Origin of the sequence: Salmonella sp. NW38 (genome assembly GCF_051807745.1) — a bacterium.
Lineage (GTDB): Bacteria > Pseudomonadota > Gammaproteobacteria > Enterobacterales > Enterobacteriaceae > Salmonella > Salmonella enterica.
The window spans coordinates 129,209-153,030 of sequence record NZ_JAMMTO010000011.1 but is presented as its reverse complement, the minus strand read 5'-3'; the positions used below and the strand labels follow the sequence as shown (position 1 = coordinate 153,030).

20 protein-coding genes are annotated in these 23,822 nt (G+C 56.1%); 18 read left to right on the top strand and 2 right to left on the bottom strand.

Features of this window, described 5'->3' with window-relative positions:
- Window positions 1-127: 127 nt before the first annotated feature.
- The 10 genes from iscR to sseB all read left to right on the top strand — a co-directional run bounded on the left by iscR (window position 128) and on the right by sseB (window position 8,129).
- Window positions 128-622 carry a Fe-S cluster assembly transcriptional regulator IscR gene (iscR, locus tag NA624_RS18830; protein WP_001241346.1) on the top strand — a complete coding sequence of 165 codons (495 nt, stop codon included), beginning with the start codon at window positions 128-130 and terminating at the stop codon, window positions 620-622.
- Window positions 623-802: 180 nt separating this feature from the next.
- Window positions 803-2,017, top strand: coding sequence for a cysteine desulfurase (gene iscS / locus NA624_RS18825; protein WP_000775263.1), 1,215 nt, complete (start codon window positions 803-805; stop codon window positions 2,015-2,017).
- Window positions 2,018-2,044: 27 nt separating this feature from the next.
- Window positions 2,045-2,431, top strand: coding sequence for a Fe-S cluster assembly scaffold IscU (gene iscU, locus NA624_RS18820; protein WP_000331704.1), 387 nt, complete (start codon window positions 2,045-2,047; stop codon window positions 2,429-2,431).
- Between the two features lie 28 nt (window positions 2,432-2,459).
- Window positions 2,460-2,783 (top strand): iron-sulfur cluster assembly protein IscA, encoded by a 324-nt coding sequence (iscA, locus tag NA624_RS18815; protein ID WP_000028952.1) that lies wholly within the window; start codon window positions 2,460-2,462, stop codon window positions 2,781-2,783.
- A gap of 195 nt (window positions 2,784-2,978) precedes the next feature.
- Window positions 2,979-3,494, top strand: coding sequence for a co-chaperone HscB (gene hscB, locus NA624_RS18810; RefSeq protein ID WP_000384398.1), 516 nt, complete (start codon window positions 2,979-2,981; stop codon window positions 3,492-3,494).
- Window positions 3,495-3,506: 12 nt separating this feature from the next.
- Window positions 3,507-5,357 carry a Fe-S protein assembly chaperone HscA gene (gene hscA, locus NA624_RS18805; RefSeq protein WP_001196653.1) on the top strand — a complete coding sequence of 617 codons (1,851 nt, stop codon included), beginning with the start codon at window positions 3,507-3,509 and terminating at the stop codon, window positions 5,355-5,357.
- A gap of 1 nt (window position 5,358) precedes the next feature.
- Window positions 5,359-5,694, top strand: a complete 336-nt coding sequence (fdx, locus tag NA624_RS18800; protein WP_001124465.1) for an ISC system 2Fe-2S type ferredoxin — start codon at window positions 5,359-5,361, stop codon at window positions 5,692-5,694.
- 11 nt (window positions 5,695-5,705) lie between these two features.
- Complete coding sequence (iscX, locus tag NA624_RS18795) at window positions 5,706-5,906, top strand: Fe-S cluster assembly protein IscX (RefSeq protein ID WP_000523623.1); 201 nt, start codon at window positions 5,706-5,708, stop codon at window positions 5,904-5,906.
- A 53-nt stretch (window positions 5,907-5,959) separates the two neighbouring features.
- The gene (pepB, locus tag NA624_RS18790; protein WP_000133546.1) at window positions 5,960-7,243 is read left to right on the top strand and encodes an aminopeptidase PepB; all 1,284 of its coding nucleotides are present in this window, start codon (window positions 5,960-5,962) and stop codon (window positions 7,241-7,243) included.
- A 109-nt stretch (window positions 7,244-7,352) separates the two neighbouring features.
- Window positions 7,353-8,129, top strand: a complete 777-nt coding sequence (gene sseB, locus NA624_RS18785) for an enhanced serine sensitivity protein SseB (protein WP_001543548.1) — start codon at window positions 7,353-7,355, stop codon at window positions 8,127-8,129.
- A 36-nt stretch (window positions 8,130-8,165) separates the two neighbouring features.
- Here sseB and timP read toward each other — a convergent pair whose 3' ends face one another.
- Together timP and sseA are read right to left on the bottom strand one after the other, a co-directional pair.
- The gene (timP, locus tag NA624_RS18780) at window positions 8,166-8,282 is read right to left on the bottom strand and encodes a small toxic inner membrane protein TimP (protein WP_242617172.1); all 117 of its coding nucleotides are present in this window, start codon (window positions 8,280-8,282) and stop codon (window positions 8,166-8,168) included.
- A 415-nt stretch (window positions 8,283-8,697) separates the two neighbouring features.
- A complete protein-coding gene (sseA, locus tag NA624_RS18775; RefSeq protein ID WP_000205251.1) occupies window positions 8,698-9,540 on the bottom strand; it encodes a 3-mercaptopyruvate sulfurtransferase in 843 nt (280 codons plus the stop codon).
- A gap of 208 nt (window positions 9,541-9,748) precedes the next feature.
- On the opposite strand from sseA, the gene NA624_RS18770 reads away from it, so the two are divergent.
- The 8 genes from NA624_RS18770 to NA624_RS18735 all read left to right on the top strand — a co-directional run bounded on the left by NA624_RS18770 (window position 9,749) and on the right by NA624_RS18735 (window position 23,748).
- Window positions 9,749-14,683, top strand: coding sequence for an alpha-2-macroglobulin family protein (locus NA624_RS18770; protein ID WP_000681870.1), 4,935 nt, complete (start codon window positions 9,749-9,751; stop codon window positions 14,681-14,683).
- The gene (gene pbpC / locus NA624_RS18765; protein WP_001014760.1) at window positions 14,684-16,999 is read left to right on the top strand and encodes a peptidoglycan glycosyltransferase PbpC; all 2,316 of its coding nucleotides are present in this window, start codon (window positions 14,684-14,686) and stop codon (window positions 16,997-16,999) included. It abuts the gene before it with no gap.
- 154 nt (window positions 17,000-17,153) lie between these two features.
- Window positions 17,154-19,532: a DMSO/selenate family reductase complex A subunit gene (locus NA624_RS18760; protein ID WP_001543397.1), complete on the top strand. Its 2,379-nt coding sequence runs from the start codon at window positions 17,154-17,156 to the stop codon at window positions 19,530-19,532.
- Window positions 19,529-20,158 carry a DMSO/selenate family reductase complex B subunit gene (locus NA624_RS18755; protein ID WP_000077429.1) on the top strand — a complete coding sequence of 210 codons (630 nt, stop codon included), beginning with the start codon at window positions 19,529-19,531 and terminating at the stop codon, window positions 20,156-20,158. The genes NA624_RS18760 and NA624_RS18755 overlap by 4 nt, the downstream gene beginning before the upstream one ends.
- Window positions 20,151-20,960 carry a dimethyl sulfoxide reductase anchor subunit family protein gene (locus NA624_RS18750; RefSeq protein ID WP_000544868.1) on the top strand — a complete coding sequence of 270 codons (810 nt, stop codon included), beginning with the start codon at window positions 20,151-20,153 and terminating at the stop codon, window positions 20,958-20,960. The genes NA624_RS18755 and NA624_RS18750 overlap by 8 nt, the downstream gene beginning before the upstream one ends.
- Window positions 20,960-21,823, top strand: a complete 864-nt coding sequence (locus tag NA624_RS18745; protein ID WP_000247782.1) for a 4Fe-4S binding protein — start codon at window positions 20,960-20,962, stop codon at window positions 21,821-21,823. The genes NA624_RS18750 and NA624_RS18745 overlap by 1 nt, the downstream gene beginning before the upstream one ends.
- A gap of 120 nt (window positions 21,824-21,943) precedes the next feature.
- Window positions 21,944-22,375: a nucleoside-diphosphate kinase gene (gene ndk / locus NA624_RS18740; RefSeq protein WP_000963846.1), complete on the top strand. Its 432-nt coding sequence runs from the start codon at window positions 21,944-21,946 to the stop codon at window positions 22,373-22,375.
- 206 nt (window positions 22,376-22,581) lie between these two features.
- The gene (locus tag NA624_RS18735; protein WP_000003206.1) at window positions 22,582-23,748 is read left to right on the top strand and encodes a bifunctional tRNA (adenosine(37)-C2)-methyltransferase TrmG/ribosomal RNA large subunit methyltransferase RlmN; all 1,167 of its coding nucleotides are present in this window, start codon (window positions 22,582-22,584) and stop codon (window positions 23,746-23,748) included.
- Window positions 23,749-23,822: the final 74 nt, after the last annotated feature.

Genomic DNA, 23,822 nt, shown 5'->3' with positions numbered 1-23,822 from the left:
TGACTAATTTACTCAAGTAAATAGTTGACCAAATTACTCGGGAATGTCAGACTTGTCCCTGCTATGCAATACCCCCATTTTACAATAAAAAACCCCGGGCAGGGGCGAGTTTGAGGTTAAGTAAGACATGAGACTGACATCTAAAGGGCGTTATGCCGTGACCGCAATGTTAGACGTTGCGCTCAACTCCGAAGCGGGCCCGGTACCGTTGGCTGATATTTCTGAACGTCAGGGGATTTCCCTTTCTTATCTGGAACAGCTATTTTCCCGTTTACGTAAAAACGGTCTGGTTTCCAGCGTACGCGGGCCAGGCGGCGGCTATCTGCTGGGTAAAGATGCTGGCAGTATCGCGGTCGGCGAAGTGATCAGCGCGGTTGATGAATCCGTTGACGCGACCCGTTGCCAGGGCAAAGGCGGCTGCCAGGGCGGCGATAAATGCCTGACCCATGCGCTGTGGCGTGATTTAAGCGATCGCCTGACCGGTTTTCTCAACAATATTACCTTAGGCGAGCTGGTGAATAACCAGGAAGTTCTGGATGTGTCTGGTCGCCAGCACACGCATGACGCGCCGCGCGCCAGCGGTCGTGCGCAGGACGCTATCGACGTTAAATTACGCGCTTAATTAAAATATTACGCCATCTCTTCTGGCGGCCTCATGCGGTGAATGCCGCGGTCGTCTGAAGGATGAAGCGTAAAAAAGAATTCAGAATCAGGCCGGGACGCGGACGTCCCGTCAACACGGTCGTACATCCAGCCGGTTGCCTGATTCCTTGCATTGAGTGATGTACGGAGTTTAAGAGCAATGAAATTACCGATTTATCTCGACTACTCCGCAACCACGCCGGTGGACCCGCGTGTTGCCGAGAAAATGATGCAGTTTCTGACCCTGGACGGAACCTTTGGGAACCCGGCGTCTCGTTCACACCGTTTTGGCTGGCAGGCTGAAGAGGCGGTAGATATCGCCCGTAACCAGATTGCTGAACTGGTCGGCGCCGACCCGCGTGAAATCGTCTTTACCTCAGGGGCGACGGAGTCCGATAACCTGGCGATTAAAGGCGCTGCCAACTTTTATCAGAAAAAAGGCAAGCACATCATCACCAGCAAGACCGAGCACAAAGCGGTGCTGGACACCTGCCGTCAGCTTGAGCGCGAAGGGTTTGAAGTGACCTACCTGGCGCCGCAGCGCAATGGCATCATCGATCTCAACGAGCTCGAAGCAGCGATGCGTGACGACACCATTCTGGTTTCCATCATGCACGTGAACAACGAAATCGGCGTGGTGCAGGATATCGCGACCATCGGCGAAATGTGCCGCGCGCGCGGTATCATCTACCACGTTGACGCCACCCAGAGCGTGGGCAAACTGCCTATCGACCTGAGCCAACTGAAAGTGGATCTGATGTCCTTCTCCGGTCATAAAATTTATGGTCCGAAAGGCATTGGCGCGCTGTATGTGCGTCGTAAGCCGCGTATTCGCATTGAAGCGCAGATGCATGGCGGCGGGCACGAACGCGGTATGCGCTCTGGTACGCTGCCTGTTCACCAGATCGTCGGCATGGGCGAAGCTTACCGTATCGCGAAAGAAGAGATGGAGACCGAAATGGCCCGTCTGCGCGGTCTGCGTAACCGTCTGTGGAACGGCATCAAAGATATTGAAGAAGTTTACCTGAACGGCGACCTTGAGCAGGGCGCGCCAAACATTCTCAACGTGAGCTTTAACTACGTTGAAGGCGAGTCGCTGATCATGGCGCTGAAAGACCTGGCGGTCTCTTCCGGTTCCGCCTGTACATCCGCCAGTCTGGAACCGTCCTACGTGCTGCGCGCGTTGGGCATGAATGACGAACTGGCGCATAGCTCTATCCGTTTCTCTTTAGGTCGTTTTACCACTGAAGAAGAGATCGACTACACCATTGATCTGGTTCGTAAATCCATTGGCCGTCTGCGTGACCTTTCTCCACTGTGGGAAATGTACAAGCAGGGTGTGGATCTGAACAGCATCGAATGGGCACATCATTAATCGGTATCGGAATCAGGAGAATTTATAATGGCTTACAGCGAAAAAGTAATCGATCACTATGAGAACCCGCGTAACGTAGGGTCGTTTGACAACAACGACGATAACGTGGGAAGCGGCATGGTTGGCGCGCCGGCCTGCGGCGACGTCATGAAGTTGCAGATTAAAGTTAACGATGAAGGTATCATTGAAGACGCGCGCTTCAAGACTTACGGCTGCGGTTCCGCTATCGCCTCCAGTTCTCTGGTAACGGAGTGGGTGAAAGGGAAATCCCTGGACGAAGCGCAGGCGATTAAAAACACCGACATTGCAGACGAACTGGAGCTGCCGCCGGTGAAAATTCACTGCTCTATTCTGGCGGAAGACGCGATTAAAGCCGCTATTGCGGATTACAAAAGCAAACGCGAAGCGAAATAAAATAGAACGTTAACATTGAGGTTTTGTTATGTCGATTACACTTAGCGACAGTGCAGCAGCGCGAGTTAATACCTTCCTGGCCAACCGTGGTAAAGGGTTTGGTCTGCGTCTGGGCGTGAGAACCTCCGGCTGCTCAGGTATGGCTTATGTACTGGAATTTGTTGACGAGCCAACGGCGGAAGACACCGTGTTTGAAGACAAAGGCGTTAAGGTAGTGGTTGACGGCAAGAGCCTGCAATTTCTGGACGGTACACAGCTGGACTTCGTAAAAGAAGGTCTGAACGAAGGGTTTAAATTCTCCAACCCGAATGTGAAAGATGAGTGTGGTTGCGGCGAAAGCTTCCACGTGTAACCGTGTTCCGCTGTTATACCGAGCATTCGTGCTGCAGAAAAGCGGCAAGCGAGTGAATCCCCAGGCGCTTATTTGAGTCAGTGTCTGGGGGAACCCGCGCAGACAACGCATCTGCGGCGCGAAGTAAGAAGGTATAACCCCACCGTGGTCGCCTGCGTGTGGGGTTTGTTCTGACAGGCTATCCCTGAGAATGTTATGGATTACTTCACCCTCTTTGGCTTACCAGCCCGTTATCAGATTGACACCCAGGCGCTGAGCCTTCGTTTTCAGGATCTGCAACGCCAGTATCACCCTGACAAATTTGCCAACGGCACTCAGGCGCAGCAGCTTGCTGCCGTCCAGCAATCCGCCACGATCAACCAGGCCTGGCAAACGCTGCGTCACCCTTTGACGCGCGCGGAGTATCTGCTTTCCTTACACGGGTTCGATCTGGCCAGCGAGCAACATACGGTACGCGACACCGCGTTTCTGATGGAACAACTTACGCTTCGCGAAGAGCTGGACGATATCGAACAATCAAAAGACGACGTGCGGCTGGAAAGCTTCATCAAACGCGTACAAAAGATGTTTGATGCTCGTCTTCAGCAAATGGTGGAGCAGTTGGACAACGCCGCGTGGGACGCGGCGGCGGATACGGTGCGCAAACTGCGGTTTCTCGATAAACTGCGAAGCAGCGCAGAACAACTCGAAGAAAAGCTGCTCGATTTTTAACTGGAATCTAACATGGCCTTATTACAAATTAGTGAGCCTGGTTTGAGCGCCGCGCCGCATCAGCGTCGTCTGGCGGCGGGCATCGACTTAGGCACTACCAACTCTCTGGTTGCGACGGTTCGCAGCGGCCAGGCGGAAACTCTGCCTGACCACGAAGGGCGCCACCTGTTGCCTTCAGTGGTTCACTATCAGCAGCAGGGCCATACGGTCGGTTACGCTGCGCGTGACAATGCCGCGCAGGATACGGCCAACACTATCAGCTCTGTGAAACGCATGATGGGACGCTCGCTGGCGGATATCCAGGCGCGCTATCCGCATCTGCCTTACCGGTTTAAGGCAAGCGTTAATGGGCTGCCGATGATTGACACGGCAGCTGGATTGCTCAATCCGGTACGCGTATCGGCTGATATTCTCAAAGCGCTGGCCGCGCGGGCTAGCGAATCGCTCTCCGGCGAGCTGGATGGCGTGGTGATTACCGTTCCCGCCTATTTCGATGATGCCCAACGTCAGGGGACGAAAGACGCCGCGCGGCTGGCGGGCCTGCATGTACTGCGCCTGCTCAACGAACCGACGGCGGCGGCGATTGCCTACGGTCTGGACTCAGGCAAAGAAGGCGTTATTGCTGTTTACGATCTCGGCGGCGGTACCTTCGATATCTCTATTTTACGCCTGAGCCGCGGGGTGTTTGAAGTGCTGGCGACGGGCGGTGATTCTGCGCTCGGCGGCGACGACTTTGACCATCTGCTGGCGGACTATATTCGCGAGCAGGCGGGAATTGCCGATCGTAGCGACAATCGCGTTCAGCGCGAACTGCTGGATGCCGCGATTGCGGCGAAAATCGCCTTAAGCGATGCCGATACCGTTCGCGTTAACGTTGCGGGCTGGCAGGGGGAGATCACTCGCGAGCAGTTTAACGATCTCATTTCCGCGCTGGTTAAGCGCACGCTATTGGCCTGCCGTCGCGCATTGAAAGATGCCGGCGTTGAGCCCCAGGACGTTCTGGAAGTGGTCATGGTCGGCGGTTCGACCCGTGTACCGCTGGTGCGTGAGCGGGTGGGCGAATTTTTTGGCCGCACGCCGTTAACCGCTATCGACCCGGATAAAGTGGTCGCTATCGGCGCAGCGATTCAGGCCGATATTCTGGTCGGCAACAAGCCGGACAGCGAAATGCTGCTGCTGGACGTGATTCCACTCTCTCTTGGGTTGGAGACGATGGGCGGCCTGGTGGAAAAAGTCATTCCGCGCAACACCACTATCCCGGTGGCGCGCGCGCAGGATTTCACCACCTTCAAAGACGGTCAGACTGCGATGTCTATCCATGTGATGCAGGGCGAACGCGAACTGGTGCAGGACTGCCGTTCGCTGGCGCGCTTTGCGCTGCGCGGGATTCCGCCGCTGCCGGCGGGCGGGGCGCATATTCGCGTGACCTTCCAGGTAGACGCCGATGGCCTGTTGAGCGTCACCGCAATGGAAAAATCCACCGGCGTCGAGGCCTCCATTCAGGTCAAACCTTCCTATGGCCTGACCGATGGCGAAATCGCCTCGATGATCAAGGATTCCATGAGTTTTGCCGAGCAGGACGTGAAAGCGCGTATGCTGGCGGAGCAAAAAGTCGAAGCCGCGCGCGTGCTGGAAAGTTTGACCGGCGCGCTAACTGCCGACGCCGCGCTGTTAAGCGCCGCAGAACGTCAATGCATTGATGATGCCGCCGCACATTTAAGCGCGGTCGCACAAGGCGATGATGTTGACGCCATAGAACAAGCCATTAAAAACGTAGATAAACAAACCCAGGAATTTGCCGCTCGCCGCATGGACCAGTCGGTTCGTCGCGCGTTGAAAGGCCATTCCGTAGACGAGGTTTAACATGCCGAAGATTGTTATTCTGCCTCATCAGGATCTTTGTCCGGATGGCGCAGTTCTGGAAGCTGAGACCGGTGAAACCATTCTTGACGTTGCGCTGCGCAACGGCATCGAGATTGAACACGCCTGTGAGAAATCGTGCGCCTGCACCACCTGTCACTGTATTGTACGTGAAGGCTTCGACTCCTTGCCGGAAAGTTCGGAAGAAGAAGACGATATGCTGGATAAAGCGTGGGGGCTGGAGCCGGAAAGTCGACTGAGCTGCCAGGCCCACGTTACCGACGACGATCTGGTTATCGAAATTCCACGTTACACAATCAACCATGCGCGTGAGCATTAACAGAGGGTAGTATGGGACTCAAGTGGACCGATAGCCGCGAGATCGGCGAAGCGTTATACGACGCATATCCTGATGTCGATCCTAAAACCGTTCGTTTCACCGATCTGCATCAGTGGATCTGCGAAATGGACGATTTTGACGACGACCCTAACGCATCCAATGAAAAAATTCTGGAGGCGATTCTGCTAGTCTGGTTGGATGAAGCAGAGTAAGTCAAATAACGGGCTGCCCTACGGCGGCCCGTTTGCTAATAAGGAAAATAACAATGACAGAAGCCATGAAAATTACGCTTTCCACGCAGCCTGCCGATGCGCGCTGGGGCGATAAAGCCACTTACAGTATTAATAACGACGGTATTACCTTGCATCTTAACGGTAAAGACGATCTGGGGTTGATCCAGCGTGCGGCGCGTAAAATCGACGGCCTGGGAATAAAACAGGTCGCGCTGACAGGCGAAGGATGGGATACCGAGCGTTGTTGGGCATTCTGGGCGGGTTACAAAGGACCAAAAGGCGTCCGTACCGTAATGTGGCCGGATTTAGACGATGCCCAACGTCAGGAGCTGGATAACCGCCTGACTATTATTGACTGGGTGCGCGACACCATTAATGCTCCGGCGGAAGAGCTTGGGCCGGAGCAACTGGCGCAGCGCTCGGTGGATCTGCTGTGTAGCGTCGCGTGCGATAGCGTCACTTACCGTATCACCAAAGGCGAAGATCTGCGCGAGCAGAACTATATGGGGTTGCATACCGTAGGCCGTGGTTCTGAGCGTCCGCCGGTGCTGCTGGCGCTGGATTACAACCCGACGGGAGACAAAGATGCGCCGGTTTATGCCTGCCTGGTCGGTAAAGGTATTACCTTTGACTCCGGCGGCTACAGTATCAAACAAAGCGCTTTTATGGACTCAATGAAATCCGATATGGGCGGCGCGGCGACAGTAACAGGCGCGCTGGCGTTCGCCATTACCCGTGGGCTGAATAAACGCGTAAAACTGTTCCTGTGCTGCGCCGATAATCTGATCAGCGGCAATGCGTTTAAACTGGGCGACATTATTCGCTACCGTAATGGTAAGAATGTCGAAGTCATGAATACCGATGCGGAAGGGCGACTGGTGCTGGCGGATGGCCTGATTGACGCCAGCGCACAACACCCGCAGCTAATCATTGATATGGCGACGTTAACCGGCGCGGCGAAAACGGCGCTGGGTAACGACTACCATGCGCTATTCAGTTTTGACGATACGCTGGCGGGGCGCTTGCTGACCAGCGCGGCGCAAGAGAATGAACCGTTCTGGCGTCTGCCGCTGGCGGAGTTCCACCGTAACCAGCTGCCGTCTAACTTTGCGGAACTGAACAACACCGGCAGCGCGGCGTATCCCGCTGGGGCAAGCACCGCTGCGGGTTTTCTGTCGCACTTTGTTGAAAATTACCGCGAAGGCTGGCTGCACATTGACTGTTCCGCCACTTATCGCAAAGCGCCGGTTGAGCAGTGGGCTGCCGGGGCAACCGGTCTGGGTGTGCGCACCATCGCGAATCTGCTGACCGCCTGAACGGTGTTTTTGTAGGCCGGGTAAGCGAAGCGCCACCCGGCATTTTGCCTGATGGCGACGCCGTGCGTCTTATCAGGCCTACAACCCATATACATAATTTGTGATTCCTATGTCCGAAACTAAAAATGAATTAGAAATCTTGCTGGAGAAAGCGGCGACTGAGCCCGCGCATCGTCCGGCATTTTTCCGTACCTTACTGGAGTCCACCGTCTGGGTGCCGGGCAGCGCTGCCGAAGGCGAGGCGATTGTGGAAGACAGCGCTCTGGATTTGCAGCACTGGGAAAAAGAAGACGGCACGACCGTCATTCCCTTCTTTACTTCTCTGGAGGCGCTGCAGCAGGCCGTGGAAGACGAACAGGCATTTGTGGTGATGCCGGCGCGCACGCTGTTTGAAATGACGCTTGGCGAAACGTTATTCCTCAACGCTAAATTGCCGACCGGCAAAGAGTTTATGCCGCGTGAAATCAGCCTGCTTCTCGCTGAGGAAGGCAGTCCATTAAGTACGCAGGAAGTGCTGGAAGGCGGCGAGTCGCTTATTTTATCCGAAGTGGCCGAGCCGCCGTCGCAGATGATTGATTCCCTCACTACGCTGTTTAAAACCATCAAACCGGTGAAACGCGCGTTTCTCTGCGCGATTAAAGAACATGAGGGCGCCCAACCCAATCTGCTGATTGGCATTGAGGCTGACGGCGACATTGAAGAGATCATTCATGCGGCGGGCAATGTGGCGACCGACACGTTACCGGGTGACGAACCGATCGATATTTGTCAGGTGAGGAAGGGCGAGCAGGGTATCAGCCACTTTATCACCGAGCATATCGCGCCGTTCTACGAGCGCCGCTGGGGCGGGTTCCTGCGCGATTTTAAACAGAACCGCATCATCTGAAGAAAAGAAAGCCGCCCAACAGGGCGGCCTCCTGGCTTACCTGCTCTGGACGTTGAGCGTTACGGGAACAGAATTACCTGGGTAGCTTCTGTCTGCGTGAAGACACAACGTGCCAGAAACAAGAAGCACGACACAAAAGCATCGTACCTTCATGTTGCGGTCCTTGCGAAGACCGCATCACGGCAGCACCGCTGGCGATAATGCCGTGATAGCAGGCACTACGGTGTGCCTGCGCTTACGGCCATGGGTTATCCTCTCCTGAAGCCAGCGCCCGTTTGCGAGACGGCGGAAAGGGCCGGGAAAGATAATACCTTAAATGTTGAATAGTTTCCCGGTAAATTATATTGACATTTGCTCCCTTAAAAGGGAGTATTAATCCCCTACGGTGTGCCTGCGTTGCTATGGCAACAAAGCCTGCTGGAAAGGCCGCGAACCGGACCAGCACAAAAAAACCGCTCAATTGAGCGGTTTTTTTGTGGCCTGCTTAAACAGAATTTATGTAGATTCGTTTTAAATCAGCCAGAACGGTAGGCCGGATAAGCGTGAGCGCCATCCGGCATGGCAGATATTAAGCGGGTTCAACCGGTAAATCGGTACGCGCGCCCCATTCGCTCCACGCGCCGTCGTAAAGCGTGACATCAGGCACATCCAGCGTGGCGAGCGCCAGCACCACGACCGCGGCCGTCACGCCGGAACCGCAACTGGCGATAATCGGTCTGTCGAAACTCACGCCGTGGCTGAAAAAAACCTCATTCAGTTCGTCAGTGGTCTTTAATTCGCCCTCATACACCAGTTCCGTCCACGGGACGTTTAGCGCGCCAGGAATGTGTCCGCGCCTCAGTCCGGGACGCGGTTCATCAGCCTGAGCGTTAAAACGCGCCGCCGGACGCGCATCAACGATTTGCGCGGTTTTTTCATGACTTGCCAGCAATACGTCGGTGAGACGCACCACGGCTTGCGGCGTGAATTTGGCCTCAAACTCGCCTCCTTCATGCGCTTCCTCGCCTTCGCGCAATAGCCATTCGTCGCGCTGCCAGCCCGCCAGTCCGCCCGCCAGAATGGACACTTTCTCGGCACCGAACGTGCGCAGCATCCACCATGCCCGCGGAGCGGAGAACAGATTGCCTTCATCGTATATGACCAGGTGTTTATCCTGGCGAACACCCAGTTCACGCATGGCCACCGCAAACGCTTCCGGGCGCGGCATCATATGCGGCAGCGGCGATGCGCGATCGGAAAGCGCTTCAATATCAAAAAACAGCGCGCCAGGAATATGTCCGGCGCGATATTCGCCCGCCATATCACGATGTTCCTGTCCTGGCGGCGCCATACGGGCGTCAAGAATCTGTATTTCCGGATCATCAATATGTTCGGCAAGCCAGTCGGCGGCGACAAAAAAGGCGGTGGTCATGGGCATCTCCATTGTTACCTGATTATGATCAAATTGTCGGACGTTTCCCGAAAAGGGACAAGTAGAAGAGGCTGTTTTGGCTGGCGAAACCACATTTCTGCGTAAAATTTTCGCATCATCACAGTAATACGGACTTACACAATAAAATTTCTCGCGCATAATATCTCATCAACCGTTGCTGACAGGCCGTTAAGGCCAGGGATGAAAGATGAAACATTTACGCGTGGTGGCCTGCATGATCATGCTGGCGCTGGCGGGGTGCGATAACAACGATAAAACCGCCCCGACGACTAAAAGCGAAGCGCCAGCCGTAGCGCAGCCCTCGCCCGCGCAAGACCCGGCACAGCTACAGAAGTTGGCGCAGCAAAGCCAGGGCAAAGCGCTCACGCTATTAGACGCCTCCGAAGCGCAGCTCGACGGCGCGGCGACGCTGGTGCTGACGTTTTCAATTCCTTTAGATCCTGAACAGGATTTCTCCCGTGTGGTTCACGTGGTTGATAAGAAAAGCGGCAGCGTTGACGGCGCATGGGAGCTGGCGCCAAATTTAAAAGAGCTAAGGTTACGTCATCTGGAACCTGAACGCGTGCTGGTGGTCACGGTTGATCCCGCCGTTAAAGCGCTGAATAACGCCACCTTCGGCAAGTCTTATGAAAAAACGATTACCACGCGTGATGTCCAGCCCAGCGTCGGCTTTGCCAGCCGGGGATCGCTGCTACCGGGGAAAATCGCGGAAGGACTGCCGGTCATGGCGCTTAACGTCAACCACGTTGATGTGAACTTTTTCCGCGTTAAGCCCGGATCGCTGGCGTCATTTGTCAGCCAGTGGGAGTACCGTAGTTCTCTCTCTAACTGGGAGTCCGACAATCTGCTGAAAATGGCGGATTTGGTTTATACCGGTCGTTTTGATCTTAATCCGGCGCGCAATACGCGTGAGAAACTGCTGCTGCCATTAAGCGATATTAAGCCGCTGCAACAGGCGGGCGTATATGTGGCGGTAATGAATCAGGCTGGACACTACAACTATAGTAATGCCGCTACGTTGTTTACCCTTAGCGATATCGGCGTGTCCGCGCACCGTTACCATAATCGGCTGGATATCTTTACGCAAAGCCTGGAAAACGGCGCGGCGCAGTCGGGAATTGAGATTGTTCTTCTGAATGATAAAGGGCAGACGCTGGCGCAGGCGACGAGCGACGCGCAGGGACATGTGCAACTGGAAGCTGATAAAGCGGCGGCGCTATTACTGGCGCGTAAAGAGGAGCAGACCACGCTGCTCGATCTCACGCTTCCGGCTCTGGATCTGTCGGAATTTAATGTCGCTGGCGCGCCCGGCTACAGCAAGCAGTTTTTTATGTTCGGCCCGCGCGATCTCTACCGCCCGGGCGAAACGGTTATCCTCAACGGATTACTGCGCGATAGCGACGGTAAAACGCTGCCCGATCAACCCGTTAAGCTGGAAGTGGTAAAACCAGACGGACAGGTGATGAGTACCATCGTCAGCCAGCCGGAAAACGGGCTATACCGTTTGAATTATCCGCTGGATATCAACGCGCCGACCGGCTTGTGGCATGTCCGCGCCAACACCGGCGATAATTTGCTGCGGAGTTGGGATTTCCATGTGGAAGACTTTATGCCGGAGCGGATGGCGCTCAACCTGACGGCGCAAAAAACACCGCTGGCGCCTGCGGATGAGGTGAAATTCTCCGTTGTCGGCTATTACTTGTATGGCGCGCCTGCTATCGGCAATACCCTGCAAGGGCAACTTTTCCTGCGTCCGCTGCGCGACGCTGTCGCGGCGTTGCCTGGCTTCCAGTTCGGCAATATTGCCGAAGAGAATCTTTCGCGCAGCCTGGACGAAGTTCAACTGACGTTGGATAAAGGCGGACGTGGTGAAGTGAGTGCTGCCAGCCAGTGGCAAGAAGCGCATTCGCCGCTGCAGGTAATTCTACAGGCCAGCCTGCTGGAGTCTGGCGGTCGTCCGGTCACTCGTCGCGTAGAGCAGGCGATTTGGCCTGCCGATACGTTACCGGGAATTCGTCCACAGTTCGCCGCCAAAGCGGTATACGACTACCGTACGGATACCACCGTTAATCAACCGATTGTCGACGAAGACAGCAACGCCGCATTCGATATTGTTTACGCCAACGCGCAGGGCGAGAAAAAAGCGGTGTCCGGTTTACAGGTGCGGCTCATCCGCGAGCGTCGCGACTATTACTGGAACTGGTCGGAAAGCGAAGGCTGGCAGTCGCAGTTTGATCAAAAAGATCTGGTGGAGGGCGAGCAGACGCTGGATCTGAACGCGGATGAAACCGGAAAAGTCAGCTTCCCGGTGGAATGGGGCGCGTACCGTCTGGAGGTCAAAGCGCCGAATGAGACGGTCAGCAGCGTTCGTTTCTGGGCCGGCTATAGCTGGCAGGATAACAGCGACGGTAGCGGCGCGGCGCGTCCGGATCGCGTCACCCTCAAACTGGATAAAGCGAATTATCGTCCAGGCGACACCATGAAATTGCATATCGCCGCGCCGGTCGCCGGTAAAGGTTATGCGATGGTGGAGTCCAGCGATGGTCCGCTGTGGTGGCAGGCGATCGATGTGCCGGCACAAGGTCTGGAGCTCACGATTCCGGTGGATAAAACCTGGAATCGCCACGATCTCTATCTCAGTACGCTGGTGGTGCGTCCCGGCGATAAATCTCGTTCCGCGACGCCAAAACGCGCCGTAGGGTTACTACACCTACCGCTGGGGGATGAAAACCGCCGCCTCGATCTGGCGCTGGAAAGCCCGGCTAAAATGCGCCCGAATCAGCCGCTCACCGTCAGGGTGAAAGCCAGCGTTAAACACGGCGAAATGCCAAAACAGATCAACGTGCTGGTCTCCGCGGTCGATAGCGGCGTATTGAATATCACCGATTACGCGACGCCGGACCCGTGGCAGGCGTTCTTCGGTCAAAAACGCTACGGTGCGGATATCTACGATATTTACGGCCAGGTCATTGAAGGGCAGGGGCGGCTGGCGGCGTTGCGTTTTGGCGGCGATGGCGACGACCTTAAGCGCGGCGGAAAACCGCCGGTAAACCATGTCAATATCATCGCGCAGCAGGCGCAGCCGATCACGCTCAATGAGCAGGGCGAAGGGGTCGTAACGCTGCCGATTGGCGACTTTAACGGCGAACTGCGGGTTATGGCGCAGGCATGGACAGCGGACGATTTTGGTCGCGGCGAAAGCAAAGTTGTTGTCGCCGCGCCAGTGATTGCCGAGCTGAATATGCCGCGTTTTCTGGCGGGAGGGGATGTTTCGCGACTGGTGCTGGACGTCACCAATCTGACCGACCGCCCGCAGACGCTGAATATTGCTCTCGCCGCCAGTGGGTTACTGGAACTGCTTAGCCAGCAGCCGCAACCGGTCAACCTGGCGCCGGGCGTGCGCACCACCTTATTCGTTCCGGTACGCGCGCTGGAAGGTTTTGGCGAAGGCGAAATCCAGGCGACCATTAGCGGTCTGAATCTGCCGGGAGAAACCCTCGGCGCGCAGCATAAGCAGTGGCAAATCGGCGTGCGTCCGGCCTGGCCTGCCCAAACGGTAAATAGCGGCATTGCGCTGGCGCCGGGAGAGAGCTGGCATGTACCAGAGCAGCATCTGGCAAACGTCTCGCCAGCCACGTTACAGGGACAACTGCTGTTAAGCGGAAAACCGCCGCTCAATCTGGCGCGCTACATTCGCGAGCTGAAAGCATATCCGTACGGGTGCCTGGAACAAACCACCAGCGGGTTATTCCCGGCGCTGTATACCAATGCCGCTCAATTGCAGTCGCTCGGTATTACCGGCGATAGCGATGAAAAACGGCGCGCCGCAGTGGATATCGGCATCTCACGGGTACTACAGATGCAGCGTGATAACGGCGGTTTTGCGCTATGGGATGAAGATGGGGCGGAAGAGCCCTGGCTAACGGCCTACGCGATGGATTTCCTCATTCGCGCGGGCGAGCAGGGATATAGCGTCCCGCCGGAAGCCATTAACCGGGGCAATGAGCGACTGCTGCGTTATCTGCAGGATCCCGGCACGATGCTGATTCGTTATAGCGATAATACCCAAGCCAGTACTTTTGCCGCTCAGGCTTACGCCGCGCTGGTACTGGCGCGTCAGCAGAAAGCGCCGCTCGGCGCGCTGCGCGAAATCTGGGAGCGCCGTAGTCAGGCGGCTTCAGGACTGCCGCTGATGCAAATGGGCATCGCGTTAAACACGATGGGTGATGCCAGACGCGGCGAAGAGGCCATTACGCTGGCGCTGAATACGCCGCGTCAGGACGAACGGCAATGGATAGCGGATTACGGCAGTTCTCTGCGCGATAACGCTCTGATGTTGTCGCTACTGGAAGAGAACAACCTCAGACCGGACGCGCAAAACGCGCTATTAAGCTCGCTTTCTGAGCAGGCCTTCGGTCAGCGCTGGCTCTCTACCCAGGAGAACAATGCCTTGTTCCTCGCCGCGCATTCGCGACAGGCCAGCGCGGGCGCCTGGCAGGCGCAGACCTCGTTAGAGGCGCAGCCGCTGTCGGGCGACAAGGCGCTGACCCGTAATCTGGATGCTGACCAGCTGGCCGCCCTTGAGGTGACGAACACCGGTAGCCAGCCGCTATGGTTGCGTCTGGATAGCAGCGGTTATCCCTCATCTGCGCCTGAGCCTGCCAGCAACGTTTTGCAGATTGAACGACAAATACTGGGGACCGATGGTCAGCGCAAATCGCTGTCCTCGTTGCGTAGCGGCGAACTGGTGCTGGTCTGGTTAACGGTAGTGGCCGATCGCAATGTGCCGGATGCGCTGGTGGTGGACCTGCTCCCGGCCGGACTGGAGCTGGAAAACCAGAATCTGGCTGACAGCAGCGCCAGCCTGCCGGAGAGCGGTAGCGAAGTGCAAAATCTGCTTAATCAGATGCAGCAGGCGGATATTCAGTATATGGAATTCCGCGACGATCGGTTTGTGGCTGCCGTCGTTGTCAATGAGGGCCAGCCCGTGACGCTGGTCTACCTGGCGCGCGCGGTAACGCCGGGGACGTACCAGCTTGCGCAACCGCAGGTGGAATCGATGTACGTGCCTCAGTGGCGGGCAACCGGCGCGAGCGAGGGGCTGCTGATTGTGACGCCTTAAATGAACGGTTGGCGTGGTAAACGTGGCCGCTGGCTGTGGCTGGCGGGCGCGCCGCTTTTTATTTTCCTGGCGTTATGGGCGGCGGATAAACTCTGGCCGCTGCCGCTCAATGAGGTCCATCCTGCGCGGGTCGTGGTAGCCCATGACGGTACGCCGCTGTGGCGCTTTGCCGACGCCGGGGGGATCTGGCGTTATCCGGTGACGATTGAAGAGGTCTCTCCCCGTTACCTGGAGGCCTTAATCAATTACGAAGATCGCTGGTTCTGGCGGCACCCTGGCGTTAACCCTTTCTCCGTCGCGCGCGCGGCGTGGCAGGATCTTACCGCCGGGCGCGTTATTTCCGGCGGCAGTACGCTGACTATGCAGGTGGCGAGACTGCTGGACCCGCATTCGCGCACGTTCGGCGGTAAAATCCGCCAGCTTTGGCGCGCCCTCCAGCTTGAATGGCATTTGTCCAAGCGCGATATCCTGACGCTGTACCTGAACCGCGCGCCGTTCGGCGGCACGCTACAGGGTATTGGCGCTGCAAGCTGGGCCTACTTCGGCAAGCCGCCCGCGCGCCTGAGTTACGCTGACGCGGCGCTGCTGGCCGTATTGCCGCAGGCGCCGAGCCGGTTACGCCCCGACCGCTGGCCTGCGAGAGCCGAAGCGGCACGAAATAAAGTGCTGGATCGGATGGCGGCTCAGGGCGTCTGGCCTGCCGAAACGGTACGCGAGTCGCGTGAAGAACCGGTCTGGCTGGCGCCGCGTCAAATGCCGCAACTGGCGCCGCTTTTTGCCCGAATGATGTTGAGTAAAAGCCAGAACGACAAAATTGTGACCACGCTGGACGCCGGATTGCAGCGGCAACTGGAAGATCTGGCGCGGGCATGGAAAGGGCGGCTGCCGGCACGCAGTTCGTTGGCGATGATCGTCGTCGATCATACCGATATGAGCGTGCGCGGCTGGGTAGGATCGGTAGACCTTAATGACGACAGCCGTTTTGGTCATGTCGACATGGTAACGGCGATCCGATCGCCGGGATCGGTACTCAAACCCTTTGTGTACGGTCTGGCGCTGGATGACGGCTTGATCCATCCCGCATCATTATTACAGGACGTTCCGCGCCGCACCGGAGATTACCGCCCGGGAAACTTCGACAGCGGATTTCACGGCCCGGTCAGCATGAGCGACGCGCTGGTACGCTCGCTGAATCTGCCTGCCGTTCAGGTGCTTGAAGCCTATGGGCCGAAACGATTTGCGGCAAAACTGCGTAACGTCGGCCTGCCGCTATATTTGCCTGCTGGCGCGGCGCCCAATCTTTCGCTGATTCTGGGCGGCGCGGGCGCGCGGCTTGACGAGATGGCGGCGGCATACAGCGCGTTCGCTCGTCATGGGAAAGCGGCGAAATTACGGTTACAGCCGGACGATCCGCTGTCGGAAAGACCATTAATGTCGCCGGGAGCGGCGTGGATCATTCGACGGATTATGGCGGATGAAGCGCAACCCTTGCCGGATAACGCGCTGCCGCGCATTGTGCCGTTGGCGTGGAAAACCGGCACCAGTTACGGCTATCGCGATGCGTGGGCTATTGGCGTTAACGCGCGCTATATCATCGGCATCTGGACAGGCAGACCCGACGGCACGCCTGTGGTGGGGCAATTTGGTTTTGCCAGCGCGGTGCCATTGCTTAACCAGGTCAATAATCTGTTACTGGCGCATACGGGACGCCTGCCGGAAGATCCGCGTCCGCAGACGGTAAGCCGCGGCGTCATTTGCTGGCCGGGCGGACAGACTCTGCCTGCCGGAGACAGCAACTGTCGCCGCCGACTGGCGACATGGCTGCTCGATGACAGCCAGCCGCCCACGCTGCTGTTACCTGAGCAGGAAGACATCAACGGTATTCGTTTCCCGGTCTGGCTGGATGATACGGGGCGGCGTGTCGCTGCCGACTGTCCGCAGGCGCGTGCGCATACGTTTATCGTCTGGCCGCGGCCGCTGGAGCCGTGGCTGCCGCCTGCGGAAAGACGTAGCGCCCGCTTGCCAGCGGCGTCCGACCACTGTCCGCCGCTGCAGGGCAATGATGCCGCGCCGTTAATGCTGTCAGGAGTGAGGGATGGCGCGGTGATCAGGCAATTGCCAGGCCAGGAAAACGTCACGCTGCCCGTCTCGACTACCGGCGGTAAAGGGCGTCGCTGGTGGTTTTTAAATGGCGAGCCTGTTAATGGCGAAAATAATCGTCTTTCTTTATTACTCAATATCGTTGGACGTTATCAACTTGTCGTAATGGATGAGTCCGGTCAGGTTGCAGCGGTTAATTTTGAATTAATACGTTAACAACTCTTCAGAATAAATTATGAATTTCATTTAATTTAAAGTTAATGAGAATTATTAATTTTCCGGAATTACCCTTAATGAGGGAGCTTGATAAATATCAAGAGATCTAACACTTAAAAACGTGAGAATGGGTTTTTATTTGACGAGTCGGATCATGAAAAATATAAAAAGCCAGGGAAATGGCGAACAGCCCGCTATTTCTCGCCGCCATTTTATCCAGGCCAGCTCCGCGCTTATTGCGTTACCGTTTGTCTCCTCGCCAGCTACCGCTCAGGCGCGCGCTGTGACGGCAACTGAAAACAGGCCTGCGGAAAAAGTCGTTCAGACATGCAGCACTTTTGACTGCGGGGGCAAATGCGATATTCGGGCGCATGTTAGTGACGGTATCGTGACGCGAATTTCAACGCGACCGGATAATGCGCTGGATGCGCAAATGCCGGTGATGCGTGCCTGTGTTCGTGGACGCGCATACCGTAAATTTGTTTATCATCCTGACAGACTTAAATATCCCATGAAGCGCGTAGGAAAACGCGGTGAAGGAAAATTCGAGCGAATTTCCTGGGATGAAGCGACAACCTTAATCGCCGATAATTTAAAATCGATTACTGAAAAATATGGCCCGGCTTCGCGCTATGTTCATGTTGGCACCGCCGTTTCCGGCGGCACCTTTTCTGGCGATAAAATGGCGCGTCGCCTGCTGAATCTGACCGGCGGCTATCTCGAAAGCTACCATTCTGTGAGTATGGGCAACACGGCGGCCGCGACGCCTTATACTTACGGCATTGCCGCCAGCGGCAGTTCGCTGGATACGCTTTTGGAGACCAAACTGGTGATTCTGTGGGGCCATAACCCGACGGAGACCATTTTTGGTCATACCAACTATTTCTTGCAGAAGATGAAGCAGAACGGTACGCGGTTTATCGTGGTCGATCCGCGCTATTCCGACACCGTTTCGTCGCTGGCGGATCAGTGGATCCCGCTGCTGCCCACCACCGACAATGCGCTGATGGACGCGATGATGTACGTCATCATCAGCGAGAATCTGCACGATCGCGCATTTATTGCGCGCTACGCTATCGGTTTTGACGAAGACTCAATGCCGGAAGGCGTACCGGCTAACGAATCGCTGGTGGCGTATCTGACCGGCGCCAAAGACGGTGTCGTTAAGTCCCCCGAGTGGGCGGAAAAGATCACCCATGTGCCGGCGCAAACCATTCGCCAGTTAGCGCGTGATTACGCGAATACCAAACCCGCCGCGTTGATTCAGGGGTGGGGACCACAGCGCCACAACTGCGGCGAGCGCACCGCGCGCGGCTCGACTCTACTGGCGACCATTACCGGTAATGTCGGCATCAAAGGCGGTTGGGCTGCGGGTTATGGCGGCTGCGCTAACCGTAAATTCGCCGTGGGTCCGGAGATGCCGGATAACCCGGTAAAAGCCAAAATTTCGGTGATGAACTGGGTGCAGGCCGCAGACGACGCCAGCAAAGTGACGCCGGATATTGGACTGAAAGATGCCGATAAGCTGGACAGTAACATCCGTATTCTGTTCTCGCTGGCCGGGAACTATCTGGCGAATCAGAACCCCGATCTGCACCAGGCGGTACGCGTACTGGAGGATGAATCAAAGATCCAGTTTATTGTCGCCAGCGATCTGTTTATGACGCCGAGCGCGAAATACGCTGATCTACTGCTGCCGGAAACCAGCTTTATGGAACGCTGGAACATCGGTGAAACCTGGGGCACGGCAAGCTACCTGATACTCTCTGAAAAATTGATCGAGCCTGAATTTGAGCGGCGCTCCGACTACGACTGGCTACGTGAGGTGGCGGCGAAATTAGGCATTGAGAATGAATTTAGCCAGGGGCGCGATGAGAAAGCGTGGATTGAACACATCTGGGAACAGACGCGCCTGGCGATGCCGGACGAAAATCTGCCGGATTTCGCCACGCTGCAAAAGACCCGTCAGCATCTGTTCAAAAGCGCGCCATTTGTCGCCTTTGAAGACAATATTCGCGATCCGGACAATCATCCGTTCCCGACGCCGTCAGGGAAAATAGAGATCTTCTCGAAGCGCCTGTACGACATGCAGCATCCGGAAATCCCGGCGTTGTCGCACTACGTTCCCGCGCATGAAGGCCCGGAAGATACGCTGGCGAAAGATTTTCCGCTCCAGTTAATTACGTGGAAAGGAAAAAACCGCGCCAACTCAACGCAATACGCTAACCCGTGGCTGATTGAAGTGCAGCAGCAGACATTGTGGATCAACCCGCAGGATGCGCAAAAGCGCGGCATTGCGCATGGCGACATGGTGCGCATTCATAACTCACGCGGGATTTGCGAAATCCCGGCGGAAGTGACGCCGCGTATTATTCCCGGCGTTGTCGCGATGCAGGCCGGCGCCTGGTGGCAGCCGGATGAGAACGGTATTGATAAAGGCGGCTGTGCGAACGTCCTCAGCTCGGCCCGTATTACCGCGCTGGCGAAGGGAAATTCACATCAAACCATGCTGGTGGAGGTGGCTAAAGCATGAGTCAGTTTACACATTACCCGCCGGTGAGCGATAAACAACTGGGATTTTTTATCGACTCCTCACGCTGCTCCGGTTGTAAAGCCTGCCAGGTGGCCTGCAAAGACAAAAACAATCTGGAAGTAGGCCGTCGTTTCCGCCGCGTCTATGAAGTCAAGGGCGGAAGTTTCATCCCGATCGGGCAGGGCGGGGTCAGCAATAACGTATTTGCTTATACGCTTTCCATTTCCTGCAACCACTGTGCGGACCCTGTCTGCACCAAAAATTGCCCGACTACCGCTATGCATAAACGCCCGGGCGACGGCATCGTGCGCGTTGATACCGACAAATGCGTCGGCTGTGGCTATTGCGCCTGGTCCTGCCCTTACGGCGCGCCGCAGCTTAACGAGCAGACCGGCCAAATGTCCAAGTGCGACATGTGCGTTGATTTACTGGCGAAAGGTGAACTGCCCGTCTGTGTCGCGACCTGTCCGCTGGAGGCCATCAAGTTTGGCCCGATTGATGAACTGCGCGCGAAGTACGGTAGCGTATGCGACGTTAACGGGCTGCCAGATTCATCCATAACCAAGCCTAATCTGGTTGTAAAAGCGCATCAGGGCGCAGAAAAAGAGGGTAAACGCCATGCATGAGTTACCGCTGCTGATTTTTACGCTCTGTTTGCAAGGGTCTGTGGGGGTGACTCTGTGGCTGGCGTTGGGCTGCCAGTACGCCGTAGAGGGACGCGTGCCTGCACGCGTCGCGCTTCCCGCGATGGCGGGGGCGTTTGTGCTGGCCTGCGTGGGGCTGCTTGCTTCAGCGCTGCACATGGGCTATCCCCTGAATGCGCTAAATGCGTTACGTCATGTCGCCAGTTCGTGGCTGAGTCGCGAAATCGTCTTTGCCAGCCTTTATCTGGCGGTGCTGGGACTGGGGGTTGTGCTGCTGTTTTTCCGAAAGCCAGGCTGGCAGCCGCTGCTGGCGCTGGCGGCAGCGTTCGGGCTGGTGGATGTATTCTGCATGGCGCAGGTTTATATCCATGCCTCGGTGGCGACCTGGCAGCATAGCAACACGCTGGCGCTGTTTTTTGGCACGTCAGGCATTATCGGTTCGGTAGTCATTGCGCTGGCTTATCTGCGCAACGCTGGCACCGCAATGCGCTGCGCTGTGGTGGTGGTCGCACTGATGGTGCTGATTCGCCTGATCATGCAGCCGCTATGGCTGGCGGATATTAATGCGGTGGATACGATGGTCGTCACTTTCCCGCATCATCCGCTACAGGCGCTGGCGCAGTTGCGCGACATCTATCTTCTCGGCTGGTGTGTCTCAGCGGTGGGAATGCTCTGCTTTGCCGCAGGCGGTCTGCGAAACGCCAGAGGGACGCTGGTGGCGGGCAGCGTATTGCTGCTTATCGGCGAGATTATGCTGCGCTACGTCTTCTTTAGTATTGGCTGATGGTTAACCTGACGATCGATCCGGCGGTAGACGTGACGCAGGCCTGCGTCCGTCGTCGCTTTCGTTTTTCTTCCTGCCGCGCTTGCGCTGATGTTTGTCCGGCGCAGGCGTTTTCGCTGGCGCAGGGGCAGGTCAGCATAGATACGACGCGCTGCATAGCCTGTGGCGACTGTCTGTTTGTCTGTCCTGTTGACGCCATTACCGGTATCAAACCGGTTAAACGCTTTGTGCAGGGGGATACGTTGGTGGGGCCGTTTTCGCTACAGGCACCAACGGTCGATGAACTGCTTCTCTGGCACAGCCAGTACGGTATTCGCTTTATTGATATTGCGGTGGAACGATCGGCGCAGTGGTTGATGGCGCTGGCGGGGCTAAATTTAGCGCTGCGCCGCTATGGCGAGCCGGGCTGGTCTTTCAAACACGTTGTCGGCGCGGAGATTAACGCCTCGCGGCGCACTCTGTTTCATGTTCCGCGCGACGCCATTACCCCGTGCGCCGTCGAGCCGGGGAAACGGCGTCTCAGACAGGCGTTTTCCGCGTTCAGCGAATGCGTACCCGAAATCAGTCCGCAAGAGTGCAGGATGTGCGGCGCCTGCTGGCGAAGCTGCCCGGAAAACGTTATCCAGTTTGACGACAATACCCTGACGATAGCGGCGGCGCGTTGTACGGGATGCGGCGGCTGTGCGGCGGTATGTCCGCATCAGGCGCTGCGGCTACGGTTTGACGTGGAACCCGCCTCAACGCGGCATAGTGCGGCGTATACGCTCACCTGCGAAAGCTGCAAACGTACTTTCCATGCTCTCACGTCTGAACACACGCACTGCGTGCTGTGTCAGTCCCCTGAGTTTGCTGTGCGCCTTTAACTTTTGTTGCTAATGCTCATTTTATTTTAAAAAAATGTTACCTGCATCCATAGGCAATTGATGGGATGCTCTTTATAATCCGCGCCTGACATAACAACAGAACATATTTCAGAGGTAAACATGGCTATTGAACGGACTTTTTCCATCATTAAACCCAACGCGGTGGCAAAAAACGTTATTGGCAGCATCTTTGCGCGCTTTGAAGCTGCAGGGTTCAAAATTGTTGGCACTAAAATGCTGCACCTGACCGTTGAGCAGGCGCGCGGCTTCTATGCTGAGCACGACGGCAAGCCGTTCTTTGACGGTCTGGTGGAGTTCATGACCTCTGGCCCTATCGTGGTATCCGTGCTGGAAAGTGAAAATGCGGTACAGCGTCACCGCGATCTGCTTGGCGCCACCAATCCGGCGAACGCGTTGGCGGGTACGCTGCGCGCCGACTACGCTGATAGCTTAACTGAAAACGGCACCCACGGTTCGGATTCGCTGGAATCCGCGCAGCGCGAAATCGCCTTTTTCTTCGGTGAAGGCGAAGTGTGCCCGCGCACCCGTTAATCTCCTTCGTCTTTCACGCTGTAAATGCGTTGGCGATAAATTATCGGTTCAAATATTATTTTTGCTAATGCCGCGTGCAGACGTGGCATCCTTACGCCAGAATTTGTACAATGCAACGCCCCCGGACGAGCAGTAAGCTTACCGGGGCGTTTCTTTTTTCAACCCTCCAGGGGCCATAACGTGTAATAACGAGGCCGGAATAGCATATGTCTGAACAAATTGTCACACCTGAAAGCAGTACCCCGGTAGTTCTTAACAACGAAACAAAAATCAACCTGCTGGATCTCAACCGTCAGCAGATGCGCGAGTTTTTTAAAAACTTAGGTGAAAAGCCTTTCCGCGCCGATCAGGTGATGAAATGGATGTATCACTATTGCTGCGATAATTTTGATGAGATGACCGACATCAACAAAGTGTTGCGCGGCAAATTAAAAGAGGTCGCGGAAATCCGCGCGCCGGAGGTCGTTGAAGAGCAGCGTTCCTCAGACGGCACCATCAAGTGGGCGATTGCTGTCGGCGATCAGCGCGTTGAAACGGTATATATCCCGGAAGACGACCGCGCTACGCTGTGTGTCTCTTCTCAGGTAGGGTGCGCGCTGGAGTGCAAGTTTTGTTCAACTGCGCAGCAGGGCTTTAACCGCAACCTGCGCGTATCGGAAATTATCGGTCAGGTCTGGCGTGCGGCGAAAATCGTCGGCGCGGCCAAAGTCACCGGCCAGCGTCCGATCACCAACGTAGTCATGATGGGAATGGGCGAGCCATTGCTTAACCTGACCAATGTCGTACCGGCGATGGAAATTATGCTCGATGACTTTGGTTTCGGCCTGTCCAAACGTCGTGTCACGCTCTCAACGTCCGGCGTGGTGCCTGCGCTGGATAAGCTGGGCGATATGATAGATGTCGCGCTGGCTATCTCCTTACATGCGCCGAATGACACTATTCGCGACGAAATCGTCCCGATCAACAAAAAATACAATATCGAAACGTTCCTGGGCGCGGTTCGCCGCTATCTGGAGAAATCCAACGCCAATCAGGGGCGCGTGACGATTGAATACGTGATGCTTGACCACGTCAACGACGGCACTGAACACGCGCATCAACTGGCGGAGCTACTAAAAGAGACGCCTTGTAAGATTAATCTGATTCCGTGGAACCCGTTCCCTGGCGCGCCGTATGGCCGCAGCTCTAACAGCCGTATCGATCGCTTTTCTAAAGTTTTGATGAGTTATGGTTTCACGACCATCGTACGCAAGACGCGTGGCGATGACATTGATGCGGCATGCGGACAGTTGGCAGGCGATGTGATTGACCGTACTAAACGTACCCTGCGTAAGCGTATGCAGGGAGAGGTGATTGACATCAAGGCTATTTGATAGCAGTTGCGCCACGGTGCATTCATTATACCGTGGCGCAATGTCAGTTGAATAATGTCTGGCGTTGTACTTGT

Coding starts and splice junctions, on each gene's coding strand:
- iscR (WP_001241346.1), top strand. CDS start 128: ATGAGACTGACATCTAAAGGGCGTTATGCCGTGACCGCAATGTTAGAC.
- iscS (WP_000775263.1), top strand. CDS start 803: ATGAAATTACCGATTTATCTCGACTACTCCGCAACCACGCCGGTGGAC.
- iscU (WP_000331704.1), top strand. CDS start 2,045: ATGGCTTACAGCGAAAAAGTAATCGATCACTATGAGAACCCGCGTAAC.
- iscA (WP_000028952.1), top strand. CDS start 2,460: ATGTCGATTACACTTAGCGACAGTGCAGCAGCGCGAGTTAATACCTTC.
- hscB (WP_000384398.1), top strand. CDS start 2,979: ATGGATTACTTCACCCTCTTTGGCTTACCAGCCCGTTATCAGATTGAC.
- hscA (WP_001196653.1), top strand. CDS start 3,507: ATGGCCTTATTACAAATTAGTGAGCCTGGTTTGAGCGCCGCGCCGCAT.
- fdx (WP_001124465.1), top strand. CDS start 5,359: ATGCCGAAGATTGTTATTCTGCCTCATCAGGATCTTTGTCCGGATGGC.
- iscX (WP_000523623.1), top strand. CDS start 5,706: ATGGGACTCAAGTGGACCGATAGCCGCGAGATCGGCGAAGCGTTATAC.
- pepB (WP_000133546.1), top strand. CDS start 5,960: ATGACAGAAGCCATGAAAATTACGCTTTCCACGCAGCCTGCCGATGCG.
- sseB (WP_001543548.1), top strand. CDS start 7,353: ATGTCCGAAACTAAAAATGAATTAGAAATCTTGCTGGAGAAAGCGGCG.
- timP (WP_242617172.1), bottom strand. CDS start 8,282: ATGAAGGTACGATGCTTTTGTGTCGTGCTTCTTGTTTCTGGCACGTTG.
- sseA (WP_000205251.1), bottom strand. CDS start 9,540: ATGACCACCGCCTTTTTTGTCGCCGCCGACTGGCTTGCCGAACATATT.
- NA624_RS18770 (WP_000681870.1), top strand. CDS start 9,749: ATGAAACATTTACGCGTGGTGGCCTGCATGATCATGCTGGCGCTGGCG.
- pbpC (WP_001014760.1), top strand. CDS start 14,684: ATGAACGGTTGGCGTGGTAAACGTGGCCGCTGGCTGTGGCTGGCGGGC.
- NA624_RS18760 (WP_001543397.1), top strand. CDS start 17,154: ATGAAAAATATAAAAAGCCAGGGAAATGGCGAACAGCCCGCTATTTCT.
- NA624_RS18755 (WP_000077429.1), top strand. CDS start 19,529: ATGAGTCAGTTTACACATTACCCGCCGGTGAGCGATAAACAACTGGGA.
- NA624_RS18750 (WP_000544868.1), top strand. CDS start 20,151: ATGCATGAGTTACCGCTGCTGATTTTTACGCTCTGTTTGCAAGGGTCT.
- NA624_RS18745 (WP_000247782.1), top strand. CDS start 20,960: ATGGTTAACCTGACGATCGATCCGGCGGTAGACGTGACGCAGGCCTGC.
- ndk (WP_000963846.1), top strand. CDS start 21,944: ATGGCTATTGAACGGACTTTTTCCATCATTAAACCCAACGCGGTGGCA.
- NA624_RS18735 (WP_000003206.1), top strand. CDS start 22,582: ATGTCTGAACAAATTGTCACACCTGAAAGCAGTACCCCGGTAGTTCTT.